The organism is Caulobacter sp. FV2ye17ST (genome assembly GCF_058680955.1).
Genome location: NZ_CM178727.1, coordinates 4219489 through 4240063, shown reverse-complemented (window position 1 = coordinate 4240063; position 20575 = coordinate 4219489). Strand labels below are relative to the sequence as shown.

19 protein-coding genes are annotated in these 20575 nt (G+C 68.0%); 14 read left to right on the top strand and 5 right to left on the bottom strand.

The window, feature by feature from the left end; all coding sequences use genetic code 11:
* Positions 1–64: 64 nt before the first annotated feature.
* The 5 genes from ACW17V_RS20475 to ACW17V_RS20455 all read left to right on the top strand — a co-directional run bounded on the left by ACW17V_RS20475 (position 65) and on the right by ACW17V_RS20455 (position 5498).
* Positions 65–994, top strand: a complete 930-nt coding sequence (locus ACW17V_RS20475) for a cation diffusion facilitator family transporter (RefSeq protein ID WP_492106856.1) — start codon at positions 65–67, stop codon at positions 992–994.
* A 37-nt stretch (positions 995–1031) separates the two neighbouring features.
* Entirely contained in the window at positions 1032–2489 is a 1458-nt protein-coding gene (gene rfaE1, locus ACW17V_RS20470) for a D-glycero-beta-D-manno-heptose-7-phosphate kinase (RefSeq protein WP_492106855.1), read from the top strand.
* 120 nt (positions 2490–2609) lie between these two features.
* The gene (gene fzlA, locus ACW17V_RS20465) at positions 2610–3296 is read left to right on the top strand and encodes an FtsZ-binding protein FzlA (RefSeq protein ID WP_492055966.1); all 687 of its coding nucleotides are present in this window, start codon (positions 2610–2612) and stop codon (positions 3294–3296) included.
* The gene (queG, locus tag ACW17V_RS20460; RefSeq protein WP_492106854.1) at positions 3277–4413 is read left to right on the top strand and encodes a tRNA epoxyqueuosine(34) reductase QueG; all 1137 of its coding nucleotides are present in this window, start codon (positions 3277–3279) and stop codon (positions 4411–4413) included. The genes fzlA and queG overlap by 20 nt, the downstream gene beginning before the upstream one ends.
* Before the next feature lie 53 nt (positions 4414–4466).
* Positions 4467–5498 carry an alpha/beta fold hydrolase gene (locus tag ACW17V_RS20455; RefSeq protein WP_492106853.1) on the top strand — a complete coding sequence of 344 codons (1032 nt, stop codon included), beginning with the start codon at positions 4467–4469 and terminating at the stop codon, positions 5496–5498.
* Positions 5499–5508: 10 nt separating this feature from the next.
* Here the strand turns inward: ACW17V_RS20455 and ACW17V_RS20450 are convergent, their stop codons facing one another.
* Complete coding sequence (locus tag ACW17V_RS20450; RefSeq protein ID WP_492106852.1) at positions 5509–6381, bottom strand: UTP--glucose-1-phosphate uridylyltransferase; 873 nt, start codon at positions 6379–6381, stop codon at positions 5509–5511.
* 163 nt (positions 6382–6544) lie between these two features.
* Between ACW17V_RS20450 and bamJ the strand changes: the two genes are divergently transcribed.
* Positions 6545–7042: a BamJ family beta-barrel-assembly machinery protein gene (gene bamJ / locus ACW17V_RS20445; RefSeq protein WP_492106851.1), complete on the top strand. Its 498-nt coding sequence runs from the start codon at positions 6545–6547 to the stop codon at positions 7040–7042.
* On the opposite strand, the gene ACW17V_RS20440 is transcribed toward bamJ, so the two are convergent.
* The 3 genes from ACW17V_RS20440 to rfbC all read right to left on the bottom strand — a co-directional run bounded on the left by ACW17V_RS20440 (position 7039) and on the right by rfbC (position 9934).
* The gene (locus ACW17V_RS20440; protein ID WP_492106850.1) at positions 7039–8241 is read right to left on the bottom strand and encodes a threonine ammonia-lyase; all 1203 of its coding nucleotides are present in this window, start codon (positions 8239–8241) and stop codon (positions 7039–7041) included. The genes bamJ and ACW17V_RS20440 overlap by 4 nt on opposite strands.
* A gap of 85 nt (positions 8242–8326) precedes the next feature.
* Positions 8327–9223, bottom strand: coding sequence for an alpha/beta fold hydrolase (locus ACW17V_RS20435; protein ID WP_492106849.1), 897 nt, complete (start codon positions 9221–9223; stop codon positions 8327–8329).
* Between the two features lie 147 nt (positions 9224–9370).
* On the bottom strand, positions 9371–9934 hold the full coding sequence (gene rfbC / locus ACW17V_RS20430) for a dTDP-4-dehydrorhamnose 3,5-epimerase (RefSeq protein WP_492106848.1): 564 nt from the start codon (positions 9932–9934) through the stop codon (positions 9371–9373).
* Between the two features lie 33 nt (positions 9935–9967).
* Here rfbC and ACW17V_RS20425 point away from each other — a divergent pair, with 33 nt between their 5' ends.
* Positions 9968–10987, top strand: coding sequence for a glycosyltransferase family 2 protein (locus ACW17V_RS20425; RefSeq protein ID WP_492106847.1), 1020 nt, complete (start codon positions 9968–9970; stop codon positions 10985–10987).
* 153 nt (positions 10988–11140) lie between these two features.
* Here ACW17V_RS20425 and argE read toward each other — a convergent pair whose 3' ends face one another.
* On the bottom strand, positions 11141–12316 hold the full coding sequence (gene argE, locus ACW17V_RS20420) for an acetylornithine deacetylase (protein ID WP_492106846.1): 1176 nt from the start codon (positions 12314–12316) through the stop codon (positions 11141–11143).
* 189 nt (positions 12317–12505) lie between these two features.
* Between argE and purU the strand changes: the two genes are divergently transcribed.
* The 7 genes from purU to ACW17V_RS20385 all read left to right on the top strand — a co-directional run bounded on the left by purU (position 12506) and on the right by ACW17V_RS20385 (position 20540).
* On the top strand, positions 12506–13348 hold the full coding sequence (purU, locus tag ACW17V_RS20415; protein WP_492106845.1) for a formyltetrahydrofolate deformylase: 843 nt from the start codon (positions 12506–12508) through the stop codon (positions 13346–13348).
* Between the two features lie 81 nt (positions 13349–13429).
* Positions 13430–14494: a dTDP-glucose 4,6-dehydratase gene (gene rfbB, locus ACW17V_RS20410; protein WP_492106844.1), complete on the top strand. Its 1065-nt coding sequence runs from the start codon at positions 13430–13432 to the stop codon at positions 14492–14494.
* Positions 14494–15393: a dTDP-4-dehydrorhamnose reductase gene (gene rfbD, locus ACW17V_RS20405; RefSeq protein WP_492106843.1), complete on the top strand. Its 900-nt coding sequence runs from the start codon at positions 14494–14496 to the stop codon at positions 15391–15393. The genes rfbB and rfbD overlap by 1 nt, the downstream gene beginning before the upstream one ends.
* A 32-nt stretch (positions 15394–15425) precedes the next feature.
* Positions 15426–16295: a glucose-1-phosphate thymidylyltransferase RfbA gene (rfbA, locus tag ACW17V_RS20400; protein WP_492106842.1), complete on the top strand. Its 870-nt coding sequence runs from the start codon at positions 15426–15428 to the stop codon at positions 16293–16295.
* Between the two features lie 251 nt (positions 16296–16546).
* Complete coding sequence (locus ACW17V_RS20395; RefSeq protein ID WP_492106841.1) at positions 16547–17344, top strand: ABC transporter permease; 798 nt, start codon at positions 16547–16549, stop codon at positions 17342–17344.
* A gap of 5 nt (positions 17345–17349) precedes the next feature.
* Positions 17350–18096: an ABC transporter ATP-binding protein gene (locus ACW17V_RS20390; protein WP_492106840.1), complete on the top strand. Its 747-nt coding sequence runs from the start codon at positions 17350–17352 to the stop codon at positions 18094–18096.
* Positions 18093–20540, top strand: coding sequence for a glycoside hydrolase family 99-like domain-containing protein (locus ACW17V_RS20385; RefSeq protein WP_492106839.1), 2448 nt, complete (start codon positions 18093–18095; stop codon positions 20538–20540). Before ACW17V_RS20390 ends, ACW17V_RS20385 begins: the two co-directional genes overlap by 4 nt.
* Positions 20541–20575 lie beyond the last annotated feature (35 nt).

Below are 20575 nucleotides of genomic sequence, written 5' to 3'. Positions count from 1 at the left end.
CGAGAACGACTCGCGCGAGTCGTTCTCGCTGGGGTGGGGCCGCGCCGCTTGTTAAGGAAGCGGCATGACCCTCTCCGCCCTGTCGCCTGAAACCCAGGCCCTGACCCGTCGCGTCACCGCCCTGTCGGTGGCGGTGGCGGCCATCCTGATTGTGGTCAAGACCGTCGCCTGGCTGGCCAGCGGCTCGGTGGCGATGCTGGCCTCGCTGTCGGACTCGGGGCTGGACCTGGTCGCCTCGCTGATCACCTTCTTCGCCGTGCGCTACGCGGCCGCGCCGCCGGACGCCGAGCACCGCTTCGGCCACGGCAAGGCCGAGGCCTTTTCCAGCCTGATGCAGGGCGGCCTGGTCTTCGCCTCCGGCGCCCTGATCGGCCAGGAAGCCATTCGGGCCATGTTCAATCCGCGTCCGGTCGAGCAGGGCCTGTTGGCCATGGCGGTGATGGTGGTCTCGATCGTGTTGACCCTGGCCCTGATCATCGCCCAGTCGAAGGTGCTGAAGGCGACCGGCTCGATCGCGGTCTCGGGCGACCGGGCCCACTATGCGGCCGATCTGGGCTCCAACGCCGTCGCCCTGGTCGGGATCGGCGCGGCCGCGTTCCTCGGCATCGGCTGGATCGACGCCGTCGCCGGCCTGATCGTGGCCCTGTGGCTGATCTGGGGCGCGATCGGCGTGTTCCGCGAGGCCGCCAGCCAGCTGATGGACCGCGAACTGCCCGACGAGGACCGCAAGCGCATCGTCGCCCTGGCCACCGAGGATCCGCGCCTGCTGGGCGTGCACCAGCTGCGCACCCGCGCCTCGGGCCCCTATGTGCACATCCAGATGCACGCCGATCTGGAGGCCGGGATCTCGCTGGCCGAGGCCCACACCATCATGGTCAATGCCGAGAACCGGCTGCTGGAGGCCTTTCCGGCCGCCGACATCATCATCCATCCCGACCCTCGCGGTAAGGCCGAGAGCCACGGCGGGCTGTTCGCGGAAGCCCATCACGGCTAGTAAGCGCGGGATCCTGTTCGAGACGAGCCGCCCCCGCATGGACGACACCCTGGCCCAACTGCCCCACGCCTTCGCCGGCAAGACCGTGCTGGTGCTGGGCGACGTGATGCTGGACCGCTTCATCTATGGCGCCGTCGACCGCATCTCGCCGGAAGCGCCGGTGCCGGTGATCGCCGTCGAGCGCGAAACGGCCATGCTGGGCGGGGCGGGCAATGTGGCCCGCAATGTCGCGGCCCTGGGCGGGCGGGCCGTGCTGATCGGCCTGATCGGCGCCGATGACGCCGGCCGGGCGCTGACCGCCATGCTGGGCGACGAGGCCGGGGTCGAGGCCCATCTGGTCACCGACGCGGGGCGTCGCACGACCGAAAAGGTCCGCTACATCTCCGGCTCGCACCAGATGCTGCGGGTCGACCGCGAGGATCGCGGCCCCGCTGAACCCGCCGCCCTGCTGGCCGCCTTCAGCCAGCGCCTGGCCGCCGCCGACGTGGTGGTGCTGTCGGACTACGCCAAGGGCGTGCTGACCGACGCCGTGACCCGCGCCGCCATCGACGCCGCCCGCGCCGCCGGCAAGCCGGTGATCGTCGATCCCAAGAGCCGCAACTTGGCCCGCTATGACGGCGCGACCCTGGTCAAGCCCAACCGCAAGGAAGCGGCCGAAGCCACAGGCGTCATCGACGACAGCGACGAAGCCTCCGAAGACGCCGGCGCGGCGATCCTGGCCATGGCCCCCGGCCTGGACGCGGCCCTGATCACCCGGGGCGGGGCGGGCATGACCCTCAGCGCGCGCGGCCAGCCGCCCGTGCATCTGCCCGCCACCGCCGTGGAAGTGTTCGACGTTTCCGGCGCCGGCGACACCGTGGCCGCGACCCTGGCCCTGGCCGTCGCGGCGGGCGCCTCCCTGGCCGACGCCGCCCGCCTGGCCAATCTCGCCGCCGGCCTGGTGGTGGCCAAGCTGGGCACCGACGTGGTCACCGCCGCCGAACTGACCGCCCTGGCCCGCTCCGAAGCGGGCGCCCCGGCCGAGGTCAAGATCGCCGATCTGCCCCACGCCCTGGAGATCGTCGCCGGCTGGCGGGCCCGCGGCCAGACCGTGGGCTTCACCAATGGCTGTTTCGACCTGCTGCACCCCGGACACGTGTCACTGCTGGACCAGTCCCGGGCCGCCTGTGACCGGCTGATCGTGGGCCTCAACACCGACGCCTCGGTCTCCAAGCTGAAAGGCCCGACCCGGCCGGTTCAGAAGGAGCACGCCCGCGCCGTGGTCCTGGCTTCTCTGTCGTCGGTGGATCTGGTGGTGTTGTTCGACGAGGACACGCCGCTGAACCTGATCCAGGCCTTCCGCCCCGACGTGCTGGTCAAGGGCGCCGACTATACGGTCGAGACCGTGGTCGGCTCCGACGTGGTGCTGGGCTATGGCGGCAGGGTGCTGCTGGCCGACCTCAAGGCCGGACAGAGCACCACCGCCCTGATCGGCCGAATGAACGCCAAAACCTAAGCTTCACCGATCGAAAACGTCGCATAAACGCCTGCATTGCTTGAGTTAACGGCGTTCAGCAACAGGTTGTTAAGCAAACCGGCGCATCGCTCTTTTGATGCAGCCTGAGCGCAAATGGGCATGAGCGTCGATCGCACCCTTCATCATTTCCCCCTGGACCCCGCCTCGCGACAGGTGCGTCTGGCCTTGGGTGAAAAGCGTCTGGCCTTCGCCGAGGTCCAGGTTCGCTATTGGGAAGGCGCGCCCGACTTCCTGGCCCTGAACCCCTCGGGCGTGACCCCGGTGCTGGTCGAGATCCGCAGCGAGCGCAAGACGGTGGTCTGCGAGACCCGGGCCATCCTGGAACATATCGAGGAGCAGGATCCCGAGCCGGCCCTGCTGGGCCGCGACGCCAGCGAACGCGCCGAGGCTCGCCGCCTGCTGCAGTGGTTCGACCGCAAGTTCGACAACGAGGTCAACGGCTTCCTGCTGCACGAGAAGATGGAAAAGCGCCTGCTGCGGCTGGGTGCGCCCGATCTGTCGGCCCTGCGCCGCGGTCGCGACGCCCTGCGGGCCCATATGGGCTATGTCGACGGCCTGCTGCAGACCCGCGACTGGCTGGCCGGCCGCCGCATGAGCCTGGCCGATTTCGCCGCCGCCGCCCACCTGTCGGTGATCGACTATTTCGGCGATGTGCCCTGGCAGGACTTCCCGACCGCCAAGACCTGGTACATGAAGCTCAAATCGAGGCCCTGCTTCAGGCCCATCCTGGCCGATCGCTGGCCCGGCCTCGCGCCGGCCGCGCATTATGACGACCTCGACTTCTAGTCATCCGAACCAGCTTTTGAAGGACGAGATCCGCGCCGAGGCCCTGCGGTTGGGCTTTCACGCCTGCGGCTTCGCCGACGCGGCCGCCGCCTGGCCCAATGGCCAGTGGCTGGCAGACTTCGTGGCCGAGGGCTTCCACGGCGACATGGGCTGGATGGAAGAGACGCTGGAGCGCCGCAGCCACCCCACCGCCATGTGGACCGACGCCCGCTCAGCCGTGGTGCTGGGCATGAACTATGGCCCCGACCACGATCCGCTGACCGCCCTGGAGCATCGGGATCGCGCGGCGATCTCGGTCTACGCCCAAGGCGACGACTATCACGACGTGGTCAAGAAGCGGCTGAAACTGCTGGCCGGCTGGATGCACCGGCGGTTCAGCGAAGAGGTGAAGGTCTTTGTCGACACCGCGCCGCTGATGGAAAAGCCCCTGGCCCAGCGGGCCGGGCTGGGCTGGCAGGGCAAGCACACCAATCTGGTCTCGCGACCGTTCGGCTCGTGGCTGTTCCTGGGCTCGGTGCTGACGACGCTGGACCTGCCACCCGACGCGGCCGAGGTCGACCATTGTGGCTCGTGCAGGGCGTGCCTGGACATCTGCCCGACCAATGCGTTCCCCGAACCCCATCGTCTGGATGCGCGGCGCTGCATCTCCTACCTGACGATCGAGCTGGCCGGCCCGATCCCGGTCGAGTTCCGGCCCGCCATGGGCAACCGCATCTATGGCTGCGACGACTGCCTGGCGGTCTGCCCGTGGAACAAGTTCGCCCAGGTTTCCAGCGAGGCGAAGTTCCATGCGCGGGAGACGCTGAAAGGGCCGTCGCTGGCGGCGCTGGCGGCGCTGGACGATCCGGCGTTCCGGGCGCTGTTTTCCAAGAGTCCGGTCAAGCGCATCGGGCGGGACCGGTTCGTGCGCAACGTGCTCTACGCGATCGGCAACAGCGGCGATGCGGCAATGATGACCGTGGTCGAGCCGCTGTTGAGCGATCCGGCGCCGGTGGTGCGCGGCGCGGCGGTCTGGGCGGCGCGGCGCCTGGCGCCGGACAGGGCGGCGGCGCTGCGCCCGGTCGCGATCGAAACCGATCAGGACGTCCTGGCCGAGTGGGATCGCCAAGCCTCCTGAAGCGCCGATCGGCGGAGGCTGGAGTCCGGCGCCTGGGCCTGCTACGGCAGCTCATGCTCCATTCCGCCAAGCTTGCCTTCGCCGCGTTCCTGCTCGCGACAACCTTCGCCGCCAGCGCCCACGCCAGGCCCGCCTGCGCGCCCGTGAACGAAGAAAGCTTCGTGAAGATCGGCGGGATCGAGCAATGGGTGACCATCAAGGGCGCCTGCCGCGACAATCCGGTGGTGCTGGTCCTGCATGGCGGCCCTGGCAACCCGATGACCCCCTATGCCGACGCCTTGTACGGCGCGTGGGAGAAGGACTTCACGATGGTCCAGTGGGACCAGCGCGGAGCCGGCAAGACCTTTGGCCGCAATCACGACGAGTCAGCCCTGACCGTCGAGGGCATGGCGCAGGACGGCGTCGAGGTCGCCGCCTATCTGACCGCGCGCCTGAACCAGAAAAAGGTCGTGCTGATGGGCGGCTCGTGGAGCTCCGTGCTGGGCGTCCACATGGTCAGGGCGCGACCCGAGCTGTTCCACGCCTACATCACCACCGGCCAGCTGGTCAGAAATCCCGACAACCTGATCTCCAGTCACCAGAAGGTTCTGACCCTGGCCCGCGCGGCGGGTGACACGGCGACGGTGGCTGCCATCGAAGCCCTGGGGCCGCCGCCCTGGACCAATCCTCGCGCCTTTGGGATCCTGCGTCGCGCGACGCGGGTCTATGAGGCCAAGACCGCCACGCCGGCGCCCAAGGCTTGGTGGGCGCCCGCCGCGCCCTACGCCACCGACAAGGCCTTGGCCGACTACGAAGGCGGGGAGGATTTCTCCTACATCCAGTTCGTGGGCATGAAGGGCGACGGCATGCTGTCGCGCATCGACCTGCCCGCCCTGGGCCTGGATTTCGCGATCCCGATCTTCTTCGTCCAGGGCGCGGCGGATCTGGTCACCACGCCCGAAGTCGCCCGGCGCTACTACGACTCGATCACGGCGCCGAAGAAGGCCTGGCGCCTGGTGACCGACGCCGGCCACGACCCCAATGAGAGCCTGCTGGCCGCGCAGCACGATATCCTGATGACGCAGGTTCTGCCGCTGACGCGGTAGGCCTTAGGCCTTAGGCCTTCAGCAAGTCCTCGATGGCCTTGCGCGCCGCAGAACCCAGTTCGGGATGCGCCAGGGCCATGGCCACATTGGCCCGCAGCAGGCCGATCTTGTCGCCGCAGTCGTAGGTGATGCCCTCGTATTCGAGGGCGTGGAACTGCTGGGTTCCCATCAGCTTCAGCATCGAGTCCGTCAGCTGGATCTCGTTGCCGGCGCCCTTCTCCTGCGAGGCCAGCAGATCGAAGATCTCGGGCTGCAGGATGTAGCGGCCGCTGATGAACAGGTTGGAGGGCTCGGTGCCCTTCGGCGGCTTTTCGACCATGCCGGTCATGCGGTTCAAGCGGCCGTCCTGACCGTCCAGCGCCACGATGCCGTACTGGTGGGCCTGGCCCGCCGGGCAGGGCTCGACCACCACGATATTGCCGCCGACCTGATCATAGGCCTCGATGGCCTGGGCGAGAGCCGAGGTCTGGGCGTGCATGACCATGTCGGGCAGCAGAACCGCGAACGGCTCGTCGCCGACGATGTCGCGGGCGCACCACACGGCGTGGCCCAGGCCCAGCGGGGCCATCTGGCGCACGAAGCTCATCTCGCCGGGCCTGGGCAGCTCGGCCAGCAGCTCGTCCAGCATCTCGGTCTTGCCCTTGGCCGCCAGGGCGGCCTCCAGCTCGACCTGATGGTCGAAATAGTCCTCGATCGCGCCCTTGTTGCGGCCGGTAACGAAGACGAAGTGCTCGATGCCGGCCGCGCGGGCCTCGGCCACCACATAGGACAGGATCGGCCGGTCCACGACGTTCAGCAGTTCCTTCGGGGTCGTCTTGGTGCCCGGCAGCACGCGGGTGCCGAAGCCGGCGACGGGAAGAACAGCCTTGCGGACGGGTTTCATGAGCGCCTCATGGTTTTCGCTTCGGGTGGTTCTAGGGGGCGAAATCGCGAAAGGCCACCACCGTTCCGTGAAATCACGGCTGGCGTCGGGGTTCCGACGCGCGGAAGATTGATCTTCGCGCGGGGCCTGCTAGCTGAACCGCCAATTGTCTTCGGAGGCTTCCATGCATCGTCGCGCCCTGCTCACCCTTCTGACCGCCGGCGCCGCCGTCTCGCTCGCCGGCTGCGGCAGCAAGAAGGCCGCCGAGAACCTCGCCGTCGCCGACGCCTTCATGGCCAAGAACGCCAAGGAACCGGGTGTGGTCACCCTGCCCGAGGGCCTGCAGTACAAGGTGGTTCGCACCGGCCCCAATGGCGGCATGCACCCGACCCGCGCCGACGAGGTGAAGGTCAATTACGAGGGCAAGCTGATCGACGGCACGATCTTCGACAGCAGCTACGAGCGCGGCGTGCCGGCCTCGTTCCCGCTGGACGGCCTGGTGCCGGCCTGGGTCATCGCCCTGCAGCGCATGAAGGCCGGCGACGAGTGGATCCTCTATGTGCCGCCGGCCCTGGGCTATGGCGCCCAGGACAAGGGCCCGATCCCCGGCAACAGCGTGATGATCTTCCGGATCGAACTGATCGACGTGCTGCGCGCGCCGACGGGAACGCCGAAGGGCTAGACCGAGCGCGGCGGGTAGCCCTTCTCGCGCAGGGCGTCGATGATCTCCTGGGTGTGCTGGGCGTCGCGGGTTTCGATGGTGATGTCGAACTCCGCGCCCTTGGCCGGCACGTCCAGGGCCAGGCGGTTGTGGTTGACCTCGATGATGTTGGCGCCCATCACGCCGATCACATTGGCCACGGTCGACAGCAGACCCGGGCGGTCGTCGCCGACGATGCGCAGGGACACCAGCCGCTGGGCGCGGACCAGTTCGCGGGTCAGCACCGAGGCCAGCAGGCGGGTGTCGATATTGCCGCCGCACAGGATCAGGCCGCACTTCTTGCCCCGGAAGCGTTCCGGATAGGCCAGCAGCGCCGCCAGCGAGGCCGCGCCCGCGCCCTCGGCGATGGTCTTCTCGACATTGCAGTACAGCGCCACAGCCTGCTCGATATGCGGCTCTTCCAGCAGCAGCACGTCGTCGATCAGGGGGCGGGCGACGCCATAGGTCAGCTCGCCCACGGTCTTGACCGCCACGCCTTCGGCAATCGTCTGGCCGCCGCAATGGGCGGTCATGCCGCGCATCTTGGCGGTGAAGGACGGATACATGGCCGGCTCGCAGCCGATGATCCGGATGTCGGGCTTGAGCGCCTTGGCCGCCGTGGCCACGCCGCTGATCAGGCCGCCGCCGCCGATGGGCACGGGCAGGATCTCCAGATCGGGGGCGTCTTCCAGCATCTCCAGGGCGATGGTGCCCTGGCCGGCCATGATGTCGTAATCGTCGAACGGGTGGACGAAGGTCAGGCCCTGCTCCTCGCGCAGCTTCAGCGCGTGGGCGTTGGCGTCGTCATAGCTTTCGCCCTCGATGATCACCGTCGCGCCGAAATCGCGGGTGTGCTGCACCTTCACGAACGGCGTGGTCTTGGGCATGACGATGGTCACCGGCACGCCCAGCCGGGCGCCGTGATAGGCCAGGCCCTGGGCATGGTTGCCGGCGCTGGCGGCGATGACGCCCTTGGCCTTCTGGGCGTCGGAGAGCAGCATCAGCTTGTTGAGCGCGCCGCGCTCCTTGTAGGCGGCCGTGAACTGCAGGTTCTCGAACTTCACCCACACTTCTGCGCCGGTAATCTTCGACAGGGTCTTGGAATAGCGGCACGGCGTGCGCTCGATATGGCCCTTGAGGCGGCCGGCGGCGGCCTGGATGGCGGCGAGGTCGAGAGTCATGGGCTACCTGTCTGGACGCGGAACAACAGAGGCGTCCGGGCGCGTCTAGCACATTCGATCCGGGCTCCGCACGCCTTGCCGCGCCTCAGGGAGCCCGGTCGAGCAGATCGGCGATCGCCGTCCAGGCTTGCGGTTCGGTGAGCATTGGCGCGTGACCGACGCCGGGAACCTCGACCACCGCCATGTCGGGCGCGGCGGCGCACATTCGTTCCACGATCGGCGGGTCGACAAGGTCGGAAATGCCGCCGCGCACCAGCAGCACCGGGCGGTCCTTGGTCAGGGCGCGGAACAGCGGATACATGTCCGGGGCCAGGGCCGAGGCGCCATCCTTGTTGGCGGCGGCGGCCGCCTTGATCGGGGCGGAAATGTCCGGATCGCAGGCCAGCACGTAGCCGCCGTCCTTCTCGTCAAAGAACCGGCGGGCGAAACGCTCCCAGTCGGCGTCGCCATAGGCCGGAAAGGCCGCCTGGTTGATGCGGCGGGCATAGTCGACAGCCTCGGGCCAGGTCTCGAAGCGGCTGGCGCCGCCGGCATAGGCCGCGATGCGGGCCAGACCCACGGGTGACAGCTCGGGGCCGACATCGTTCAGCACCACGGCCGCGATGGCTTCCGGCTTGAACGACGCCAGCACCAGGGTGATCAGGCCGCCCATGCTGGTGCCGACAAAGACCGCGCGCTCGATCCCGGTGGCGGCCAGCAGGGCCACGACGTCGCCGGCATAGGTCCCGGGATGATAGTTCAGCGGCTGCGGGTCCCAGGCCGACAGGCCCCGGCCGCGCACATCCACCGCCAGGACCCGGCGGCCCGCTGCGGCGATCAGGGGGGCCAGATCCTCGAAGTCGCGGGCGTTGCGGGTCAGGCCATGGATGCAGATCACCGGCAGGCCGGTGGACTCGCCCCCAATAACGCCCATTGGGGCGTAGTCGCGAGCGTGCAGCGGCAGGCCTTCGCCGGAGGTCCAGAAGAGGTCGGTGAAGGTCACCCTTTTCTCCGCTCTCCCCGGCGAAAGCCGGGGTCCAGATCGAACCCGCCAGCGATGCGGGATTGGCGAAAGCCGATGGCGCGAACACCCAAACCCGTCCGGATGAATCTGGGCCCCGGCCTTCGCCGGGGAGAGCGGGCTTTTGAGTTAGCCCCCGTAAACGAACGGCGAGTCGATCTCGGCGAGCAGCGGCGCGGCTTCGTCGCGCGCATTGGCCCCGATCTGCGCGTTGGGGATCGTCCAGTCGATGCCGATGGCCGGGTCGCTCCAGCGCACGCCGCCTTCGGCCGCCGGCGTATAGTAGTCGGTGCACTTGTAGAGCACCTCGCAATCGTCGGTCAGGGTGCAGTAGCCGTGGGCGAAGCCCTGCGGCACCAGCAACTGCTGGCGGTTCTCGGCCGACAACTCGGCCCCAACCCACTGGCCATAGGTCGGCGAGCCTTTGCGGATATCCACGGCCACATCGAAGATCGCGCCGACCACGCAGCGCAGCAGCTTGTCCTGGGCGTGGGGCGGCTTCTGATAGTGCAGGCCGCGCTGGATGCCGCGCGTGGTCGAGCGCACATGGTTGTCCTGCACGAACGGCCGGGTGAACCCGGCCTCCTCCAGCGCCGACTGGCGGAAGGTCTCGGAAAACCAGCCGCGCTCGTCGCCATGGCGGGCGGGCGTGATAAGCAGGACCTCGGGAATCGCCAGGGGGGTGATTTTCATGACCGGAACTTTCTTGGGACAAGCTCGCCACCGATGCCGTCTGGAACCGCCGATGACAAGAGCGCGCCACGCATCAGCGTGATCATCGTCTCCTATGAGAGCGGTCCGACCCTGGAACGCTGCCTGGCGGGGCTGAAGGCCCAGACCTTCACCGATTTCGAGATCCTGCTGGTCGACAACGCCTCGACCGACGGCGCGCCCCAGGCCGCCGTCGCGGCGGACCCGGCGATCCGCTTCCTGGAGCCCGGCGCGAACCTGGGCTTCGCGGCCGGCAACAATCTGGCGGTGAAACAGGCGAAAGGCCGCTGGCTGGCCCTGCTCAATCCCGACGCCTATCCCGAGCCCGGCTGGCTGGCCGCCCTGATGGACGGCGCGGCACGACATCCGGGCGTTCAGAGCTTCGCCTCGCTGCAGACCTCGGCCGACGATCCGGCCGTGCTGGACGGGGCCGGCGACAACATGACCTCGGCCGGCATCCCTTTCCGGGGCGGCTATGGGCGCCGGCTGCCGGCCAACCTGCAGGAGGGCGAGGTGTTCTCGTCATGTGGCGCGGCCATGCTGATCGACAGGGCGCTGTTCGAAGACCTCGGCGGCTTTGACGAGCGGTTCTTCTGCTACTGCGAGGATGTCGACCTGGGCTATCGCCTGCGGCTGACCGGGCGGACCACCCTGCTTCTGCCACAGGCCCGCGTGGCCCATGTGGGTTCGGCCAGCACGGGCGTGCGCTCGGACTTCGCCATCTTCCACGGCTCGCGCAACCGGGTCTGGACCTTCCTCAAGAACACCCCGCCGCTGCTCTTGTGGCTGACCACGCCGCTGCACGTGGCGGTGACGGCGGCGCTGCTGCTTCTGCACCTGCGCCGGGGCGACGCCGGGCCGGCGATGCGGGGGATTAGGGCGGCGCTGAAGAAAGCCGATTTCGAGGCGGTGCTGGCCGATCGCAAGGCGGTTCAGGCCCGTCGCAAGGCCAGTTCCGGCGCGATCCTGCGGGTGATGTCGATCGACCCGGCGGCGTTCATCGGGCGGCGGTTCGTGATTAGGAAGCCGCGCTAACCCCACACCCCGCTCTTCCCGGCGAAGGCCGGGACCCAGATTCACCCTGAGCGGTTGGGGATGATGCGCCTTCTGACCCTGCCAAGACCTGGCGCGCCCTGGGTTCGATTCGGATCCCGGCCTTCGCCGGGAAGAGCGGATTTTTGTTAGAGGCTAGAGGGAAAGGTCCTCGATCAACCGCGCCATGAACGCCGCCCCGCGTTGCATCTGGCTGATCTCGACGAACTCGTCGGGCTGATGGGCCTGGTCGATCGAACCCGGCCCGCAGATCACCGTGGAAAACCCCGCCCCCTGGAACTGCCCGGCCTCGGCGGCATAGGGCACGACACGCCCCGGGCCGTTGTCGCCGGCCATGCGGCGGGCGAAGGCTTCGGCGACGCCGTCGACTTCCGGCGCGAACGAGGGCGTCAACGAGCGGCGCTCGACCCTGACGCCGGCCTCGGGCGCGCGGGCTTTCAGCTGGGCGTCCATCGCGGCGGTCTTGGCGAAGAAATCGGCCAGGATCGCCATCGGATCCATCCCTGGCGGAGTGCGCAGGTCGAAGATGAACACGCATTCGCGGGCCAGGATATTGACCGCCGTGCCGCCATTGACCTGACCGATGGTCAGGGTCGCGCCCTTGGGTGTGAACGGTGAGGCGGGATCGGCTTCGCGCTCGAGTTTTTCCGAGAGTTCTACCAGCCCGGCCATCAGCCTGATCGCCGCCATATTGGCCGAGACGCCAAGGTGGGTCAGGCTGGAATGGGCCTCGCGGCCGGACACCGTGACGCGGAAACTGGCAATGCCCTTGTGGCCGCTGACGGCGACCATGTCGGTGGGCTCGCCGACCACGACGAGCGCCGGCTTGGGCAGATCGCGGGCGATGACCTCGATCATGTCGGGCGCGCCCAGACAGCCAACCTCCTCGTCATAGGAGAAGGCCAGGTGGACGGGCCGGCTGAGCGTGGCGGCCGCCAGGTCCGGCGCGGCGGCCAGGGCCAGGGCCAGGAAGCCCTTCATGTCGCAGGTCCCGCGCCCGTAGAGCCGTCCGCCCTTTTCCGTCAGCACGAACGGATCGGTCGACCAGGGCTGGCCGTCGACCGGCACCACGTCGGTATGGCCCGACAATACCACCCCGCCCTCGACCGCCGGGCCGATGGTGGCCAGGAGATTGGACTTGGTCCCGTCGGCATTGGGCACGCGCCGCGAAGGCACGTTCAGCTGGGCGAGGTAGCCCTCGACCCATTCGATGAGCTCAAGATTGGACAGCCGCGAGGTGGTGTCGAACGACACCAGCTTGGCCAGAAGATCGATGGCGCGGTCGGACAGCGCTTCGGAAGAGGATGCCATGGGGCGAGCCTAGCCCTGTCTCCCCGCTGCTGCCTAGCCGGACACGACCAGATCGCGGCCACCCGTCCGCCCGGAGGCATGCCCGTGCGCAAACCCGGCGATTTTCCTCGCGCCGCGAGCGATTTCGGCCTCGCGCGGCGGGGCTGGCCGCTTTTCTTCGGCGCGACAAGCCTCTAGAGGGAGCGGACCATGATCCTGACCCTCTCCTGTCCCGACCAGCGCGGCATCGTCGCCAAGGTGTCCGCCTTCCTGTTCGAGCGCGGCTGCAACATCCTCGACGCCCAGCAGTTCGACGACCAGGAGACCGGTCAGTTCTTCATGCGCGTGGTGTTCGACGCCGACGACGCCGACCATGTCGCCCTGCGCGCCGACTTCACCGTGGTGGCGACTGCCCTGTCGATGAAGTGGACCCTGCGCGACCGCACCGACCGCTATCGGGTGATGATCCTGGCCAGCAAGTTCGACCACTGCCTGGCCGACCTGGTCTATCGCTGGAAGATCGGCGAGCTGCCGATGGAGATCGCCGGGATCGTGGCCAACCACCCGGCCGAGACCTACGCCAATGTCGACCTGACGGGCCTGCCCTTCCATCACCTGCCGGTGACCAAGGAGACCAAGTTCGAGCAGGAAGCCGCGCTGTGGAAGCTGATCCAGGAGACGAAGACCGACATCGTCGTGCTGGCCCGCTACATGCAGGTGCTGTCGGACGGGCTGTCGGCCAAGCTGGCCGGGCGCTGCATCAACATCCACCACTCGTTCCTGCCGGGCTTCAAGGGCGCCAAGCCCTATCACCAGGCCCACGCGCGCGGCGTGAAGGTGATCGGGGCCTCGGCTCACTACGTCACCGGCGACCTGGACGAAGGCCCGATCATCGAGCAGGACGTCGAGCGCATCAGTCACCGCGACACGCCCGAGGACCTGATCCGCAAGGGCCGCGACATCGAGCGGCGCGTCCTGGCCCGCGCCCTGCGCTATCGCCTGGAAGACCGGGTGCTGCTGAACGGCCGCAAGACGGTGGTGTTCACCGACTGACCCCGCCGTTTGACGCCGCGGGTTGCGCGCGCGGGGATTTCTGAGCTACGGGGCGGGCTTAAGTCGTTTCCGGAACCCGGCATGTCTCGCAATCTTCGTATCATGGTCACCGGCGGCTGCGGCTTCATCGGCTCGGCGGTCTGCCGCTATCTGGCCAGCCTGGGCGACGCGGCGATCCTGAATTTCGACGCCATGACCTATGCGGCGTCCGAGACCAGCCTGGCCGACCTGCGCGGCCACAACAGCTATACGTTCGTGAAGGGCGATGTGGCCGACGCCTCGGCCGTCGCAGAAGCCATCGCCGAATTCAAGCCCACCCACATCATGCACTTGGCGGCGGAATCGCATGTCGACCGCTCGATCACCGGCCCCGGCGCCTTCATCCAGACCAATGTCGTCGGCACCTATGTGATGCTGCAGGCGGCGCTGGACTACTGGCGCACCCTGGACAGCGAAGCGGCGCAAGCCTTCCGCTTTCACCACATCTCGACCGACGAGGTTTTCGGCAGCCTGGGCGCCGAGGGGCTGTTCTCCGAGACCACGCCCTATGACCCGCGCTCGCCCTATTCGGCGTCGAAGGCCTCGTCCGACCACATGGTCCGAGCCTGGCATCACACCTATGGCCTGCCGGTCGTGGTCTCCAACTGCTCCAACAATTATGGGCCGTATCACTTCCCCGAGAAGCTGATCCCGCTGGTCACGCTGAACGCCCTCGAGGGCAAGCCGCTGCCGGTCTATGGCAAGGGCGACAACATCCGCGACTGGCTCTATGTCGACGACCACGCCAAGGCGCTGGTGCTGATCGCCACGAAGGGCCGGGTCGGCGAGAGCTACAATGTCGGCGGCCGCAACGAGCGCACCAATCTGCAGGTGGTCGAAGCGATCTGCGACATCCTCGACGACCTGCGCCCGCAGCCGGGCCTGAAGCGCCGCGACCTGATCACCTTTGTCACCGACCGTCCGGGCCACGACGCCCGCTACGCTATCGACGCCACCAAGCTGGAAACCGAGCTGGGCTGGAAGGCCGAAGAAAACTTCGACACCGGCCTGCGCAAGACCGTCGAATGGTACCTGGCCCGCGAGGACTGGTGGCGGCCGCTGCGCGAACGCTATGACGGCCAGCGTCTGGGCCTGAAGACCGCCTGATGGCTTCCCTCAACAAGGATGGTCCCCGGATTGCCCTGTTCGGCGCCAACGGCCAGCTGGGGCAGGATCTGACGGCCATCGCCGCGACGCGCGGCCTGAGCCTGATCGCCCTGCAGCGCCCACAGTTCGACGCGACCGACCTGGCGGGCCTGGATGCGGCGCTCGCCGATCTGGATTTCGACGTCGCCATCAACAGCGTCGCCGTCACCCGCGTGGACGACTGCGAGAAGGACCCGGCCCCGGCCGTGGCCATCAACGCCGATTTCGCCCAGGCCCTGGCCAGGACCTGCGCGCGCAAGAAGGCCCGCCTCGTCCAGGTCTCGACCGACTATGTGTTCGGCGGCCAGGCCTCGCGCGAGCCCCTGGACGAGGACGCGGCGCCGGCCCCGATCAATGTCTATGGCGAGACCAAGCTGCAGGGCGAAACCCTGGCGCGCCAGGCCCATGACGACGTCATCGTCGCCCGCGTGGCCTCGCTGTTCGGTGTGGCCGGGGCCAGCGGCAAGGGCGGCAATTTCGTCGAGACCATGATCCGCTTCGGTCGCGAGCGCGGGGCCCTGAAGGTGGTCGCCGACCAGGTGATGTCGCCGACCAGTTCCTGGGACGCCGCCGAGGCGATCCTCGACCTGATCAAGGTGGAAGCGCCGGCCGGCGTCTATCACGTGGTCAATTCCGGGGCGGCCAGCTGGCATGATTTCGCCGCCGCCATCATCGACCGCGCGGGGGTCGAGGCGACCGTCTCGCCGATCCCGACATCCGAGTTTCCGACCCCGGCCCGCCGTCCGCCCTACAGCGTTCTGGCCAACGCCCGGGTCGAAAAGGCGCTGGGACGATCGATGCCGGCGTGGCAAGACGCTCTGGACAGATATCTGATGGCCAAAGGTCACCGAGAGACGTGACCGGTCGCGCGGGGCAGTAGAGGTACTATTCCATGAAGGGCATCATCCTGGCCGGTGGATCGGGCACGCGCCTGCACCCGGTGACCAAGGGCGTCAGCAAGCAGCTGCTGCCGGTCTACGACAAGCCGATGATCTATTACCCGATCTCGATCCTGATGATGGCGGGCATCCGCGACATCATGATCATCAGCACGCCCCGCGACCTGCCGCTGTTCCAGGGCCTGCTGGGTGACGGCTCCGACTGGGGCGTCAACTTCGTCTATGCCGAACAGCCCGAGCCCACGGGCCTGGCCGACGCCTATCGCATCGGTGCGCAGTTCGTCGGCAATGGTCCCTCGACCCTGATCCTCGGCGACAACCTGTTCTATGGCGCCGGCATGGGCCGGATGCTGGAGGGCGCGGCGACCCGCGCCCAGAACGGCGCCTCTGTCTTCGCCTATCTGGTCAAGGATCCCGAGCGCTACGGCGTCGTCGAGTTCGACGAGGACAACCGGGCGGTCAGCATCGAGGAAAAGCCGGTCCAGCCGCGCTCGAACTGGGCGGTGACCGGCCTCTACATGTACGACAACAAGGTCGTCGACTATGCCCGCGACCTGAAGCCCTCGCCGCGCGGCGAGCTGGAAATCACCGACATCAACCGCCTCTATCTGGAGAGCGGCGCCCTGTCGGTCGAGCGCATGGGCCGGGGCTTTGCCTGGCTCGACACCGGCACCCACGACAGCCTGCTGGAAGCCTCGGAATTCGTGCGCGCCATCGAGCATCGCCAGGGCCTGAAAATCGGCTGCTGCGAGGAGGTCGCCTACCAGAACCGCTGGATCAACACCGACCAGCTTCTGGGCCTGGCGCACGACCTGCAGAAGTCGCCCTACGGCGCCTATCTGCGCTCCCTGGCCGAGGGCTGAGCGACCTTTCGCAGGCCCCGGACAGCCGCACGCGAACGCGCGATTGGCCGTTGTCCGGAGCCCCCGAACGGGCCTAAACACCCAGAAGAATCAGCGGGGTCGGGCCGCCGGATGAGCTGTTCCCCAAGCTTCCAAGGCCTGTTAAGAAGGCGCCCGCTCCGATGGAGCGAGAAGTCGGGTCGCTTCGCCCGCCGCCACCCTGTTTGCGAGAGTTTCCGGATTTGTTTGCCGTCAACAGGAATGGCTTCTGAATGAGCCTCTTCGGAAGTTTCAAGGCCGCCGCGCTGGACCTGTACCGCGGCGTGCTCCTGACGCCTCTGTGGTGGCGGGTCAGCGTAGAGCAGACCGTGACCCGCTACCGCCGCAGCCTGCTGGGTCCGGTCTGGATGGCCAGCACCACCCTGGCCACCGCCTTTTCGCTGGCGATCGTGTTCGGCTCGATCTTCGGCGGCGACGCCAGGGACAACCTGTCCTTCATCATGATCGGCGTGGTGGGCTGGTCGATCACCGGCGGCATCCTGCCCGAGATCGCCAACACCTTCGTCAACGCCGCGGGCGTGATGCAGGTGCGCAGCCTGCCGCTGAGCTTTCACGCCTTCCAGCAGATGAGCAAGATCTTCATCAACTTCCTCCACCAGATCGTCGGGCTCTGGCTGGTGCTGATGCTGATGAAGCTGGCCGTGGTTCCGCACTGGACCCTGCTGGTCAACCTGCCGATCGCCCTGCTGACCGGCCTGTTCGTCAGCATTCCGCTGGGCATGATCTCGGTGCGTTTTCGCGATATCAACTATATGGTCGGCTTTGTCGCCCAGAGCCTGTTCATGCTCACCCCCGTGTTCTGGCGCCGATCACAGGTTCCCGAGACCATGCGCTGGATCGTTGACCTCAATCCGTTCGCCCACCTGCTGGAGATCGTCCGGCAGCCCCTGCTGGGCAATGCCGCGCCGATCCATGACATTCACGCGTCGCTGGCCTTCCTTGGCGTCGCCGCGCTGCTTACGGTGATCAGTCTCACCCTTGTTCGCACCCGCGTCGTGTTCTGGCTGTAGGCGACATGAACAGTTCCATCGAACTCACCGACGTCACGCTCGACTACAACCTCTACAGCGTGCGCGCCCAATCGCTGCGCAACACCGTGCTGAACATGGCCGTCGGCGGCCGCCTGATCCAGGCCGGCAAGGACGTCACCTTCGTGCGGGCGCTGTCGAACGTCAGCCTCAAGCTCGAGGAAGGTGACCGCCTGGCCGTGATCGGCCACAACGGTTCGGGCAAGACCTCGCTGCTGAAGATCCTGGCCGGCATCTATTCGCCGACCTCGGGCAAGGTGGACGTCCGCGGACGGATCAGCTCGATGATCTCGATCACCGTGGGCCTCGACATCGAGGCCTCGGGTCTGGAAAACATCCGCAACCTGGCCATGATGCAGATGATGTCGGACCGCGAGATCAAGAAGCGCCTGCCCTCGATCGTCGAGTTCTCCGGCCTGGGCGCCTTCGTGCACATGCCGCTCAAGACCTATTCGGCCGGCATGGTCGCGCGCCTGACCTTCTCGGTCGCCACCCAGGTGGACGCCGAGATCCTGATCATGGACGAGTGGATCAGCGCGGGCGACGCCGAGTTCCAGAAGAAGGCCGCCGACCGCCTGAACGGCATGGTCGACTCGGCCAAGATCGTCGTTCTGGCCACCCATGACTATCAACTGGCCGCCAAGGTCTGCAACAAGGTCATGACCATGGAATCCGGCGTGCCGACCTTCCTGGGCACCACGGAAGAATGGCTCGAGAGAAGCAACGCCGCGTGAGCGAGCGGCTTCCCGCGCCCCGGAAGGCCGTCGAGCCGACCGGATCGCCCGGCCAGTTCAGGGCCCACGCCGCCGATGCGGAGATGCTGTTTCGCCTGACCCGGGCCGAGCAGCCGCTGTTTGACGACGTGGCGTCGGTTCGCGTCAGCGTGAAACTCCGCGCGATCGAGGGCGAGATCCAGACGCCCGGCGTGCTGATCGACTGGGGCGACGGCCTGGCGCTGGCGACGCCCGTGGCGTTGAAGCGGCTTGGCGATGACACCTATGTCGTCGTGGCCCACACCAATGCCGGCGCCCTGCGCCAGATCGTTCTCCAGCCGTCAGCCACGCCCTGCCTGTTCGAGCTGAGCGCGTTCCGGGTCGATCCCGCAGCCGAGCCGGCGGCCGGCGCCCCGCGACTGTCGGCGCCCCGCCGGCTGCTGCGCGCCGCGCTTCGCCGGCTTTCGCCGCGCGCCGCGCGCGCGATCCGGATCAGCCTGCGAACCCTCACCGATCCCGGGAGCACGATCCGTCTGGCCCGCCAGACGATGAGAAATCGCCGCCAGGACCCCTGGCGCGAGTCCTATCAGCACGCCTTCAATGTGGCGCGGCACGCCTTCAGCCCCCACTTCGCCGCCCCGGCCCTGGGTCCGCCGCCCCGCGCCCACGACGCGCCCCGGGTGCTGGCCTTCTACCTGCCGCAGTACCATCCGTTCCCCGAGAACGATCAGTGGTGGGGCAAGGGCTTCACCGAGTGGACCAACGTCAGCAAGGCCACGCCGCAGTTCGTCGGCCACTACCAGCCGCGCCTGCCCGGCGAGCTGGGCTTCTACGACCTGCGGGTTCCGGAAGTGCTGCAGGCCCAGGCGGCGATGGCGCGCAACGCCGGCGTCGACGCCTTCTGCTTCCACTACTACTGGTTCGGCGGAAAACGCCTGCTGGAGCGTCCGCTCGACGCCTTCGTCGCCGATCCGGAGATCGACCTGCCGTTCGCCCTGTGCTGGGCCAACGAGAACTGGACCCGGCGCTGGGACGGCGACGAGCAGGACGTCCTGATGGCCCAGGACCATTCGCCGGAAGACGACCTGGCCCTGCTCGACGACCTGGCCCGCTACATGGCCTCGCCGCGCTATGTGCGGGTGGGCGAGCGCCCGCTGCTGATCGTCTATCGCCCCGACACCCTGCCCGACGCCTCGGCCACGCTGGAACGCTGGCGCAACCGCGCCCGCGAGCGGGGGATCGGCGAGCTGTTCGTCCTGTGCACCAACGCCTTCGGCTTCTCGGCCTGGCGCGACGCCGGCTTCGACGGCCTGGTCGAGTTCCCGCCCCACGCCCTGCGGAAGGGCGAGATCACCGACACGGTCGAGCGCCTGAACCTGGATTTCGCCGGTCGGGTCTATGACTACGACACCGTCGTCGAGGAGCGGATCGAGGCGCTGGAGCGTCGCGAAGACGCCCGGGTCTATCCCGGCGTCATGCCGTCGTGGGACAACGAGGCGCGCAAGCCGGGCTTCGGCAACATCTTCCACAATGTCACGCCGCAGCGCTTCCACGACTGGGCCGGCGCCGCGCTGGACTGCACGACGCGCCTGGCCCCGCCCGACGAGCGGCTGGTGTTCGTCAACGCCTGGAACGAATGGGGCGAGGGGACCTATCTGGAACCCGACCGCTGGCTGGGCCACGCATCGGCCCAGGCCCTGCGCAACGCCGTGGCCATCCGCGCCCCGACACCCGCGCGCGACCATCCCGCCGTGGCCGCCTCGCGCCAAGGCCCCCGCACGCATGACGCGGTCATGCTGTTCCACATCTTCTATGCCGACCTGATCGACGACCTGGCCCAGCGCCTGGCGCCGTTGCGGGACAGCATGGACGCCATCATCACCTTCCCCGAGCAGTGGCCAGCTTCGGCGGTCGACGCCCTGGCCAGGGCCGTGCCGGGCGCTGTCCTGGTCCCTCTGCCCAATCATGGACGCGACGTGGTTCCGTTCCTGACAGCCCTGAAGATCGCCCGGGCGCGGGGCCATACGGTGTTCTGCAAGGCCCATACGAAGAAGTCGCCGCACCGCTCGGACGGCGCTGCCTGGCGGGACCGGCTGCTGGACGGCCTGATGTCGCCGGAACGCGCGCGGACGGCGCTGGCGGCATTCGCCGAAGATGAACGGCTGGGTCTGCTGGCGCCGGAGAACGCCCGGATGCTCTACAGCGACCTGGGGGTCATGACCCACAACGCCGAGGGCGTGGACCAGCTCTCCCGCGCGCTGAACTTCCGCTACGGCCCCGACACGGCTTTCCCGGCCGGCACCATGTTCTGGGGTCGCATCGCGGCGTTCGAGGCGCTGAACGGCCACGACCTGACCTTCGAGCCGGAACTGGGACGGGTGGACGGCACCCTGGCCCACGCCTTCGAGCGCATCGTCGGCTGCCTGGTCGAAACGGCCGGCTTCCGGGTGCAGTGGAGCCTGTAGGCTCGAAAGTTGGAAAGGGGCGCGCCAGGCGCGCC